The 11,907-nt window shown below is 36.7% G+C and carries 12 protein-coding genes; 8 read left to right on the plus strand and 4 right to left on the minus strand.

Going from position 1 to position 11,907, the window contains the following annotated elements; all coding sequences use genetic code 11:
* Positions 1 to 31 precede the first annotated feature (31 nt).
* Complete coding sequence (locus JOD29_RS04405) at positions 32 to 670, minus strand: GntR family transcriptional regulator (protein WP_124763004.1); 639 nt, start codon at positions 668 to 670, stop codon at positions 32 to 34.
* 203 nt (positions 671 to 873) lie between these two features.
* On the opposite strand from JOD29_RS04405, the gene JOD29_RS04410 reads away from it, so the two are divergent.
* From JOD29_RS04410 to JOD29_RS04445, 8 genes are all read left to right on the plus strand, one after another.
* Complete coding sequence (locus tag JOD29_RS04410; RefSeq protein ID WP_124763002.1) at positions 874 to 2,319, plus strand: aldehyde dehydrogenase family protein; 1,446 nt, start codon at positions 874 to 876, stop codon at positions 2,317 to 2,319.
* A gap of 35 nt (positions 2,320 to 2,354) precedes the next feature.
* Positions 2,355 to 3,119: an SDR family NAD(P)-dependent oxidoreductase gene (locus tag JOD29_RS04415; protein WP_124763000.1), complete on the plus strand. Its 765-nt coding sequence runs from the start codon at positions 2,355 to 2,357 to the stop codon at positions 3,117 to 3,119.
* A 142-nt stretch (positions 3,120 to 3,261) separates the two neighbouring features.
* Complete coding sequence (locus JOD29_RS04420) at positions 3,262 to 4,320, plus strand: tartrate dehydrogenase (RefSeq protein WP_124762998.1); 1,059 nt, start codon at positions 3,262 to 3,264, stop codon at positions 4,318 to 4,320.
* Entirely contained in the window at positions 4,317 to 5,582 is a 1,266-nt protein-coding gene (locus tag JOD29_RS04425; protein ID WP_124762996.1) for a nickel pincer cofactor-dependent isomerase, group 22, read from the plus strand. The genes JOD29_RS04420 and JOD29_RS04425 overlap by 4 nt, the downstream gene beginning before the upstream one ends.
* Before the next feature lie 24 nt (positions 5,583 to 5,606).
* Positions 5,607 to 7,043, plus strand: coding sequence for an aldehyde dehydrogenase family protein (locus tag JOD29_RS04430; protein WP_124762994.1), 1,437 nt, complete (start codon positions 5,607 to 5,609; stop codon positions 7,041 to 7,043).
* A 16-nt stretch (positions 7,044 to 7,059) separates the two neighbouring features.
* Complete coding sequence (locus JOD29_RS04435) at positions 7,060 to 8,268, plus strand: hydroxyacid-oxoacid transhydrogenase (RefSeq protein ID WP_124762992.1); 1,209 nt, start codon at positions 7,060 to 7,062, stop codon at positions 8,266 to 8,268.
* 100 nt (positions 8,269 to 8,368) lie between these two features.
* Positions 8,369 to 9,355, plus strand: coding sequence for a 2-hydroxyacid dehydrogenase (locus JOD29_RS04440; RefSeq protein ID WP_124762990.1), 987 nt, complete (start codon positions 8,369 to 8,371; stop codon positions 9,353 to 9,355).
* A gap of 206 nt (positions 9,356 to 9,561) precedes the next feature.
* Positions 9,562 to 10,371, plus strand: a complete 810-nt coding sequence (locus JOD29_RS04445; protein ID WP_124762988.1) for an N-acetylmuramoyl-L-alanine amidase family protein — start codon at positions 9,562 to 9,564, stop codon at positions 10,369 to 10,371.
* Positions 10,372 to 10,583: 212 nt separating this feature from the next.
* Here JOD29_RS04445 and JOD29_RS04450 read toward each other — a convergent pair whose 3' ends face one another.
* The 3 genes from JOD29_RS04450 to JOD29_RS04460 form a co-directional block, all read right to left on the minus strand.
* Positions 10,584 to 11,189, minus strand: coding sequence for a cupin domain-containing protein (locus JOD29_RS04450; protein ID WP_124762986.1), 606 nt, complete (start codon positions 11,187 to 11,189; stop codon positions 10,584 to 10,586).
* A 133-nt stretch (positions 11,190 to 11,322) separates the two neighbouring features.
* Complete coding sequence (locus JOD29_RS04455) at positions 11,323 to 11,586, minus strand: spore coat protein (protein ID WP_124762984.1); 264 nt, start codon at positions 11,584 to 11,586, stop codon at positions 11,323 to 11,325.
* Between the two features lie 11 nt (positions 11,587 to 11,597).
* Complete coding sequence (locus JOD29_RS04460) at positions 11,598 to 11,786, minus strand: hypothetical protein (protein WP_124762982.1); 189 nt, start codon at positions 11,784 to 11,786, stop codon at positions 11,598 to 11,600.
* Positions 11,787 to 11,907: the final 121 nt, after the last annotated feature.

Consider the following 11,907-nt stretch of genomic DNA (forward strand, 5'->3'; position numbering starts at 1 on the left):
CTAATATTCAGATAATAAATCGCGCTATATTTCATTTCATCACCAATGTTTTCTTCCCAAATTCTAAGTGGTCAGTTAATAACTTTGCCGCGTCCGACCCTTTATTTTGCAATAAATACTCATATATTTTTACATGATCTTCGTAAAAATACTGCAAGTTTCCAGAGTTCTTTTTAAATTCTTCGATTGCGAGGAGCATCAGTTGGTTTTGGATTTGTGTGAAAACTTTCGTAATTTCTTCATTCCCATAATAATTCAAGATTAATAGATGGAAATCTGTGTCAATCTTAGAAAACTCGTTTTCATCGTATTTGAGTAATGCCTCATGTTGAATTTTTAAATTCTTTTCAAGGCTTTCTTTCAATTGGTCTGTAATCGTGAGGTGGTTATAGTGCAATGCTACATGTGATTCTAATGCAATGCGGAGATCATATATATCTACTAATTTTTGAATTGATATGTTTGTCACAATAGGTCCTTTATTTGGTGTGTTGACAATAAAACCATCTGCTTCTAATTTTTCAAGCGCTGACCGGATGGGGGTACGACTCATTCCAAGTAAGTCCGTTAATTCCCGCTCAGTTAATGAGGTACCAGGTTTAATTTCCCCTTGCATAATTAATTGTTTCATTTTTAAATATGCTTGCTCCTTCAAGGTCAATTTCTTCATTTTCACTCTCTTTTCCCTATGAAATTGAATTTCGATGTCTGTTTGAAAGCTTCTAAACTATTTTTTTATTAATAGTATATAGAAAAATACAGATTGTATACCTCATGTATCACTTTTTGTATTCCTTTAGTACTTTTTCAAAAACTCCATAAATATACTAGGTAGCGGATAATTGTTATTAGGGTTTACATGGGAGGAAAACAATGATTCAAGAAACAAAAATTGTTGAGCTAGGTCATGTGATTAGCGGTAAGCGAATTTATAAAGGTAAAATCATTCCGGTTTTTAACAAATATACGAAAGAACTAATTGCTAATGTATATAGCGCTGATGAACAAACAGTGAAAGCAGCCATAGATAACTCAGTTGAAACTTTTAAAAACAAAAAGCTTAGCGCAAAAGATCGTTATGACATCTTATCGAAAGCTGCTCAAATCGTAAGTTGTGAAAAAAATGAGTTAGCCCTATCGATTACAAAAGAAGTAGGGAAATCGCTAAAAGATTCTTTAACAGAAATTGATCGGGCTATTGATACCTTTACGATTGCAGCAGAAGAATCAAAAAGAATCTTTGGTGAAGGAATTCCATTACCTAATAAATTTACTGATGAAAAGAAAATGGCATACACGGTTCGAGTTCCTGTAGGGGTAATTGCAGCGATCACACCTTTTAATCTGCCATTTACGTTAGCAGTTCACAAGATTGCACCAGCAATTGCTGCTGGGAATGTGGTTATTTTAAAACCTGCAGAAGCAGCACCTATTACCGTCATGCGATTAGTTGAAATTCTTGAAGAAGCTGGACTTCCAAAAGGGTTTATTAATGTAATTAATGGCTATGGACATGAAGCTGGAGAGTATTTATTAAAAGATGAACGCATCAATATGTATACGTTTACAGGAAGTGTTGGTGTTGGGAATCATATAAAAAATTCAGTGGGTATACGAAAAGTCACATTAGAGCTTGGAAGTAATGCACCAAATATCATTCATAAAGATGCTTACAACTTAGAGCAAGTAGCGAAACTTTGCGCCACTAGAGGGCTGGCTACTGCGAATGGGCAGGCGTGTATTTCAGTTCAACGATTATATGTGCATAGTGAAATATTTAATGAGTTTAAAGATTTTTTAGTTGATGCTGCAAGTACCCTTGTTGTAGGAAATCCAGAAGATCCAAATACCGATATTGGACCCCTTATTTCGGAACGACAAGCAGAGCGAGTTGAAAACTGGGTTAAAGAAGCGGTAGAAGATGGAGCAAAAGTTCTAATAGGTGGAGAACGTGATGGAGCGATTTTTAAACCAACGATCTTGACCAATTTAAAACCTTCTATGAAAGTCATGTGCGAAGAAATCTTCGGACCGGTCATTAGTTTAGTAGAGTATGACGATATTGATGAAGTCATTAAAGAAGCAAACGACTCAAAATTTGGTCTTCAAGCGGGATTATTTACTTCTGACTTAAATCTAGTGATGCGCGCTTCAATGGAGCTTGAATATGGCGGCGTCATTGTCAATGATGTGTCAACATACCGCTCTGACTGGCAGCCTTACGGGGGAATTAAAGATAGTGGTTTAGGGAAAGAAGGTCCAATCTATGCGATCCGTGAAATGACAGATGAGAAAGCAATCATTATTAACTATCAATAAATACTTTAAAAAATTGATAACAAGGGAGATAAGAAATGACAAAATTCCAAGGGAAAGTTGCAATTATTACAGGAGCGGGTTCTGGAATGGGCCGTGCAACAGCAATTGAATTTGCAAAAGGTGGCGCAACAGTTATTATTGCAGATTTAAATGAAAACAATGCCAAACAAACGCAAAAACTTCTCGAAGAATATAACGTCCCTACGAAAATCTTTGTTGGCGATATTTCAAAGACAGAAAAGGTCCAAGAAATAGTGAACGGAACGGTAGAAGAGTTCAAAACAATCGATATTGTTGCAAATATTGCAGGAATGCCGATGACGTTCACACCAATTGAAGAAGTAGAAGAAGAATTTTGGGATCAACAAATGGCTGTGAATGTGAAAGCTTCCTATTTATTGTCTAAATATGCACTACCATATTTAAAAAATAACCAATCAAAAGGTAGTATCGTGAACGTAGCATCTGTAGCGACAGTAAGACCACGTCCAGGGTTAACTGCGTATTGTGCATCAAAAGGAGCAATTGTTGCACTCACTCGCTCTCTAGCACTTGAAGTAGCAAATACAGGTGTACGTGTAAACGTCATCAACCCAGGTCCAGCAGAAACACCAATGCTAGAAAAATTTTACGGAAATATGGATCCGGTAGAAGGACGTAAATTGTATGAAGATTCTGTGCCAATCGGACGATTATGTTATCCAGAAGATATTGCGAAAATGATTGCTTACTTAAGCTCTGACGATGCCTCATTTATTACGGGCTCAGTCGTTAATGTTGATGGTGGTCGCGGATTGTAATGAAAAGAGAGGGCTTACTTGCGTTGGGGAATTGAAACAGGAGGCTTACCCACGCACGTATTGGGGAATAAGTCGCACGAAAAGAGAGCACGCGCACGTAACGAGAGAAGTCACATAATAAAGTGAAAAAAGGAGAGAACCAATGAACAAAATTAACTTGGCTGTATTACCTGGAGACGGAATTGGAAAAGAAGTCATGCCGGAAAGTTTACGTGTATTAGATCTTTTAGCAGAAATCCATGGAGGTCTAAAAATTGAGCGTACAATTTATCCTTGGAACTGTGACTATTATGAAGAGCACGGAAAAATGATGCCAGATAATGGTTACGAACAATTACGAAACCACGACGCCATCTTTTTAGGCGCAATGGGTGACCCGTCACGAGTTCCAGATCATATTGCATTATGGGGTACAGTGATCAACCTTCGTCGTGAATTTGAGCAAGTTATTAATTTACGTCCAGTGAAGAGCTTAAAAGGCGTTCAGTCTCCTTTACGAAGCGACAAAGAATTTGATTTTGTAGTTGTCCGTGAAAATAGCGAAGGGGAATATAGTCAAGTTGGTGGATTAATTCATCAAGAAGCAGATGAAATAGCTATTCAAACGAATGTGTTCACAAGAAAAGGAACAGAACGTGCCATCAATTTTGCATTTGAATTGGCAAAAACTCGAAACAAAAAGTTAACTAGTGCGACAAAATCAAATGGTTTATATCATAGTATGCCGTTTTGGAATCGTGTGTTTGAAGAAGAAGCAAAAAAATATGAAGACATTCAAACAGAACTAATCCATATTGATGCTTTAAGTGCTTTCTTAGTCACAAAACCTCAAAGTTTTGATGTCATCGTAGCAAGTAACTTGTTCGGTGATATCCTAACAGACCTCGGTGCTGCAATTATGGGAAGTATTGGGATCGCGCCTGCTGCAAATTTAAACATTAACGGAAAATATCCATCGATGTTTGAGCCAGTTCATGGTTCTGCACCTGATATTTATGGTAAAAACATTGCAAATCCAGTAGGTCAGCTTTGGACAGGAAAACTATTGTTAGAGCATTTCGGATACCAGGAGCTAGGTGAATTGTTACTGTCAACCATTGAAGAACTACTAGTAGATGGAGTTAAGACACCTGATTTAGGTGGTATCTATAGCACAACTAAATTTACTGATGCATTACTTGAAAGGCTTGCACAAAAATGATTGTACACCCATCCAATCCAATAACTGAATTTAAGAATTTACGAATGATCCAAATAAAAAATCACTTTGAAGATCGACGAATCGAGCATATCGAAGAGGTCATCCTCCAACAAATAGCTTCTCTAAATTTATCAACTAAAGAATTAAAAGATAAAGAGATAGCTATAACAGTCGGTAGTCGTGGTATTCATAATATCAAATTAATCATCCAAACAATCATCAATAAATTAAAAGAATATGGGGCTAAACCGTTTATTATACCAGCGATGGGTAGTCACGGTGGAGCAACAGCAGAGGGGCAATTAGAGGTGTTGGAAAGTCTCGGCTTTACAGAAGAAAGCTGTGGTGTTCCAATACGCTCTTCCATGGAAGTCGTCGAGCTCGGTACAACGAACGAAGGAGTACCAGTATTCATGGATAAAATTGCATATGAAAGCGAAGGCATTATCATAGTGAATCGGGTAAAGAAACATACAGACTTCACTTCGAATTATGAGAGTGGGTTATGTAAAATGTCTACTATTGGTCTTGGTAATCACAAAATGGCGCAAACGATGCACTCTTATGGTGTAAAGGGATTACGAGATCATATTAAACAATGTGCAAAAGTCGTATTTGATTCTGGAAAAATCCTGTTTGGCATGGCAATTGTAGAAGATTCCTATGACCATACTGCAATGATTGAAGCAATGCCCGCAAATGAAATATTAAAACGGGAACCGAAATTGCTAGAGCTTGCAAATGATCTATTACCAAAGCTACCAATCAATGAAATCGATATTTTAATTGTGGAACAAATTGGGAAAAATTTCAGTGGAACGGGTATGGATACAAATGTCATTGGGCGAATCAATATTGTCGGAGAAACGGATCCACCAAATCCCAATATCCGCTTTATTATCGTCGACGATTTATCTGAGGCTTCCCATGGCAATGCATTAGGCATAGGATTAGCAGATTTCACGACGGAAAAATTATATAAAAAAATCGATTTACAAAAAATGAATGAAAATACCATTACTACTACATTTCTAAAGAGGGCTTTTATTCCAATGGTATTAAAAGATGTACACGAAGCAATGAAAGTTTCTACGAATCTATTGAAAGTTTCTGATTTAAATAGTCTTAAAATCATTAAGATTAAGAATACACTTAATTTGGAGGATCTTTGGGTATCGCCAAAAGTACTTGAAGAGATGGCAGGTAAAGCGTCATTTGAAGTCATTTCCGAAGCTTCTTATAAAGAGTGCTTCAATGAATAGATTTTTTAGAAAGGATTTGATGATTTGATAAAAACAACAAGCAAATTAATAGGTAACTTAATTAATGGTGAATGGATTCATTCCAACGAAACATTCGAAGTGCTAAATAAATGCACACAAGAAGTGATAGCAACAGTTGCACATGCAGACGAATCTACAGTAAAAGAAGCGGTAAAAGCTGCACGTGAAGCATTTGAGACAAATCCATTAACTGTTCTGAAACGCTACGAAATTCTTATGAACGCTGCTTCAATCATTGAAAAGCGAAAAGAAGAAATAAGTTTAGCGATTTGTCGTGAAGTAGGAAAACCAATAAAAGAAGCACGACAAGAAGTTGAACGCGGAATTCAAACGTTTATTGCGTCAGCTGAAGAAGGGAAACGCATCGTAGGAGAAGGGATGCCAATTGAAAGTCAGCCAGGTAACGACGGCAAAATGTCTTTTAGTATCCGAGTACCTAAAGGAGTCGTTTGTGCCATTACACCATTCAATTTCCCATTTAACCTAACTGCTCATAAAATTGCGCCTGCGATTGCGGCAGGAAATACAGTTGTACTTAAGCCAGCACAAGCTACACCTATTTCCGCAGCGCTTATTGGAGAGGTTTTGATGGAGGCGGGACTTCCTGCAGGTTACTTAAATATTGTAAACGGAAAAGGTAGCAAGCTTGGGGATCTGTTAGTAAAAAACCCTTCCATTGATTTCTACACGTTTACAGGAAGTCCAGAAGTAGGGAGGTTTTTAAAAAATAATACAGGAATCAGACATGTCGTGTTAGAACTAGGTAGCAATTCACCTAACATTATTCATAGTGACGTAAAAGATTTAGAGGAAGCAATGAATTTATGTATCCGACGTGGTTTTTCAAATGCTGGGCAGGCATGTATTTCTGTACAGCGCCTCTACGTACAACAAGATTTATATGAGCGAGCTCTTGAAATCTCAAAGAATATCGTGTCCACCATTAATATCGGAAACCCCGAGGTGGAAGAGACAGATATCGGTCCAATGATCAATGAACAAGAAGCCGTTCGTACGGAAAAGTGGGTCCATGAAGCTGTTTTTGAAGGCGCAACTATTGTAGCAGGCGGACGTCGAAATGGTGCTTTCTTTGAACCAACAGTACTTGCAAATGTTACATCAAATATGAAAGTAATGTGTGAAGAAGTATTTGCACCAGTTATCTCAATAATTCCTTATGAAACAATTGAAGAGGCAATCGCGTTTGCCAATGATTCAAAATATGGATTACAAGCTGGAATTTTCACTGAAAATCTTCGTGTTGCGATGGAAGCAGCGAAAAAGCTTCAATTTGGTGGAGTTAATATCAATGAAGTTTCAACCTATAGAGTAGATATTCTACCTTATGGTGGTGTTAAAGACAGTGGACTTGGTAAAGAGGGACCTAAATATGTAATCGAAGAAATGACGGATTTAAAATTAATTAATATACATGTCTAAAAAATGGGGTAATCAAATGACGAGAAAAACGTGGGAATTTTTCGGTTCACATCAAATTGTTTTTGGTAGTGGTGCTGTAGGACAGTTGCCAGAGATTTTAAATAAATATCAGTATCAAAAAGTATTAGTCATCACGGACCGTGGCATTGCGGGCACACCAATTTTACAGAAAGTTATCAGTACATTAAATAATGGAGAATTTGATGTAAAAGTATTCGATCGAGCGATGCCAGAACCAACATTAACAGCCATTCTAGATGCTTACCAGCAATTAAAAGAGGTTGACGATCTAGATGTTATCATTGGTTTAGGTGGCGGAAGTTCAATCGATTTTGCTAAAATCATCTCTCTTTTAATTAAATACGGTGGTTCACCAAGAGATTATTACAACGGTAAGACGGCTGTACCAGGAGATGTGATTCCACTTATTGCGATCCCTACAACTGCTGGTACTGGTTCAGAGGTAACAACAGTAGCTGTCATAAATGATGAAGAATTAAAATTAAAAGTTGGACTTACGGATATCCATTTACGACCAAAAATTGCACTATTAGATTCTGAGCTTACGTTGGGATTACCTTCTTACGTAACCGCTTGCTCTGGGATTGATGCTTTAGCTCATGCTATTGAAGCATACACAGCAAAGCCATTTTATGCATTTAATTCTGATGAAAAAGCCGTATTCCAAGGAGCCATTCCAATTGCAGATCAATTAGCATTAAATGCAATTGAAGTGATTGCCGAGAACTTAGAGTTAGCCGTACATCAAGGCTTAAACATTCAAGCACGTGAAAAAATGCTATTAGGTAGTTTACTAGCAGGGATGTCTTTCTCAAACTCTGGAACTGCATTAGCCCATGCCCTTGCCTATCCAATTGGAGGAAGAACAAAATCTCCACACGGTGAAATTATCGGACTTCTATTACCTTATGTCGTAAAATACAATGCGCGAATGGACTTACAAAAAACATCTAAATTATATGACATTTTAGTCGGTGGAGAAAAAGAGTTAACAATCGATGAAAAAATTGAAGCTCTTTATGAACGATTATTAGCATTAGTTGATCATATTGGAATTCCGACAAAACTAGCGATGATCGGAATTAAAGAACATCAAATTGTAGAAATCATTGAAGAAACAATGCAAATCGATCGTTTAGCTAGAAATAATCCACGCGCTTTAACAAAACAAGGTCTATGCCAATTATTAACAGATGCATTATAATGAAATAAAAGTCATATGAAATGCCTACTGAAGGGGTTATAAGTATAAGCCTCCATAAAAGTAGGCTTTCTTTTTTAAGATTCAAGGGGGAAGTGAGCAAATGAAAATCTTAATTACACGTACAATTAAATCGGCTCTATTAGATAACATACCTAAAGAGTTTGAAGTGGTGATGTGGAAAGAAGAAGACAGTCCGATGCCACGCGCGGAATTATTAAGAGAAATTGAAGATGCGGATGCTGTATTTACCAATGTTTCAGATCAAATTGATTTTGAAGTTTTTGAACGCGCAAAAAATTTAAAAGTCGTTGGTACGATGGCAGTTGGCTTTGATAACATCAATGTTCAAGAAGCAACTAAGCGAGGTATTCTAGTAGGACATACTCCAGATGTCTTATCTGAAGCCGTAGCGGAACTTGCACTAGCTTTAATGTTCGCAACAGCTAGAAGAGTTGTTGAAGGGATGAACTATATCCATCAAAATCAGTGGGAAAGCTGGGGGCCTTATTTATTTGCAGGCCAGAAAATATCTGGAAAGAAATTGGGGATTATCGGAATGGGCCGAATTGGTAAAATTCTTGCTAAAATGGCTCGTGGTATCAATATGGAAGTGCTCTATTCTAACCGAAGACGCGATGAGCAAACTGAAGCAGAGTTAAATGTTGATTATCGGGATTTAGAAAGTCTTTTAAAAGAATCTGACTATGTTGTTATGTTAGCGCCTGCAACACCTGAAACATACCACATGCTAGGCTATGAACAATTTGCCTTAATGAAACCAACTAGCATTTTCGTAAATGTTTCCAGAGGTTCCACAGTAAATGAAGACGATCTCTATAAGATTTTAAGTGAAAAGAAAATCTTTGCTGCTGGCTTGGATGTATTTGAAGTAGAACCAATCAAAAACAATCATCCACTTCTAACTTTAGATAATGTCATTGCTGTTCCTCATATAGGAAGTGCTACTGTAGATACGAGAGATAAAATGGTTGAAATTACCCTGAATAATATACTTCGTGGATTAAAAGGAGAACGATTACTACATACGGTTAATAAAGAAGTGTATGAATTAAGTACTCGAAAATAACTCCAAACAATAAATAATTGGACATGAGCCATTGGTTTAAAACGGCTTATGTCCTTTTATTTTACTTGTTGATAACTTCATCCCTGAAATACTCAGTATAATTTTATCTCTAGTAATTTAATAGTTGTGATAAAGAAATATTATAAATGCCGACACAAAAACAAGCATTTCAGCATTAAAATAGTAAAACAAAAGGATGATGCGAAATGATAAAGGTTGCTTATGGTGCAGGTCATGGAGGATTCGGTGTCACCCCAGGCAAACGTTCACCGGATGGAGAATATGAATGGGATTTTAATACGAAAGTCGCAACAGCATTCGCAAACGAACTCGCATTGTTTAAAGGGGTTATGACGAAACGATTTGATGATCCGTCCGGTAAAACAGACGTACCATTAGTTCAACGTACGGACGGAGCAAATAGGTGGGGAGCAAATTATTATATTTCCTTTCATCATAACGCGTTTCAAAGCAGATGGGGCTCTCATTCAGGTGTGGAAACGTGGATGTATACGGATGCTCAAGAGGGCAGTGTGGCACTAGCAAATGCAATTCATCCTGCAGTTGTAGAAGGGTATGGATTAACTGATCGTGGGATCAAACGAGGAAATTTGCATATTGTTCGAGAGACAACGATGCCGGCAATTTTAATTGAGGGCGGATTTATGGATAGTACAATTGATATTCTAAAACTTCGTAATGACAGTGTACTTAATAATGTGGGGAAACTGATCGCCCGTGCATTTGCTAATTATGTTGGATTAAAACAAGCCGTCACCACCAAAGAGGAGGTGGAAGACGAATTGGAATTTTACTCACCAACCTTAAAAGAAGTCTATGAATATCGCTCTATTTCTCCAGTTACTGAGGAATTTCTTGTCAAACAGGCTATAAAAGTATTAGGGTATAATGAAAAGTACTGGCTTGAAAGATTGCAAAAAGGAGAAGTAAAAGAAGGAGATAAAGCAGCCATTGCCTATGAATTGGCACTATATTATGGGAAAAAAAACTTATAGTAAGAGATCACTCCTTTTTTCTTTACAAATAATTTACAATTATTTTCTTGAACTTTAATAGAAATAGATTAAAATAAAGATGTATAAATCATAGATGAGTTTGTTCCGTCATACAAACTCAAAAAAGACCGCACATCACAACTCTGTGAGTGGGGTCTTTTTCATTAAGTAAACGGTCATGTTAACTTTAAAAATTCACATTTTCTTGTTAATTAATAATAATAGTGTTGCCAATGATAGTTGGGATTAACATAGCTCACTTGGTGACCTTCAGCCATCTGGGCATCCGCTTTAGTGGGATGAACAGTACCAAACGGATGATTAGGCGGCGCATAAATGGAATACAGTTTAAGTGGAGTATTTCCTGTATTTGTTAAGTTATGCCAAGTTCCAGCCGGTATAAAGATGGCAGAATCATCTTTAACTTCTCTTCTGAAATCTAATTGATCTTTAATCTTGCCCATTTGTGTCATTCCTTGACCTTGTTCAATACGCAAGAATTGATCGACATCGGGATGCATTTCTAAACCGATATCTTCACCAGGATTTAAACTCATTAACGTCAGTTGTAAGTGTGTTCCTGTCCATAAAGCGGTACGATACGTATTATTTTGCTTTGATGCCTCATTAATATTAATGACATAAGGGTTAGGTCCAGCATCTTTTACATTTCCTCTTTCACTGTTAATAGGAAGGTTTTGATCAAATTGATTTGGTTGAATTGCACCATTAGGATAAGCTAAGAAATTTGGATAATTGTAAAACCCATTACCATAATAAGGGTTTTGATAAGGATACCCATAAGAATTATAGTACAAAATCTTCGTTCCCTTCATCATTTTATAAATTATCATATGCAATGATTTTAGAAATGTCTTAAATATGTAGAACCAAAACTCCTATGTGAATGCACAAAATAAAAAGCCGAAAACAATGTTCGGCTTTTAGAACTTAATTATTTTGTTGCTCGGCCATTAATTCGGTTCTCAATTGCTGAACTACCTCTTCTGAAGCAGGAGCAGCTGGTTTATAATGTCCCTTTTGAAGTGCATAACTATATAATGTGCGTTGACGAGACTCATCCTGATTTCTCATTTGAATCAATGTCTGTCTTAGTTCTGAATTATTTGTTTGTGCAATGATATGAGCATAACCTGTTAAGCTTGCATTTAATCCTGCAAGATAATCATTGACCATTTCTTTATCTTGAAACATACCCATCCTCCTTAATTTAAAAATGACATCAAATCTTGTTGGGATTGTTTTGCTGCTTGTGCATCTCTTTCAAGAATGGCTTTTAACTCAGGGTCTGTACAACTTTGCGCATAGGCTTCCAATTTTTTTGCTACATTACCATGTCCACCGATTAAACTTCGTAAATGTTCGACTTCTAATTCTGTTAAATTATAATTCATTAATAACCCTCCTTTACATTAATAAATTCGCCCTTAAATAAAAAATATATACACTATTTATATTGATATATTAGAACAGGTCGTTTTAAATTAATGGAATAAATAATGAGAAAATCAAGTT

The organism is Lysinibacillus composti (assembly GCF_016908465.1).
GTDB lineage: Bacteria > Bacillota > Bacilli > Bacillales_A > Planococcaceae > Ureibacillus > Ureibacillus composti_A.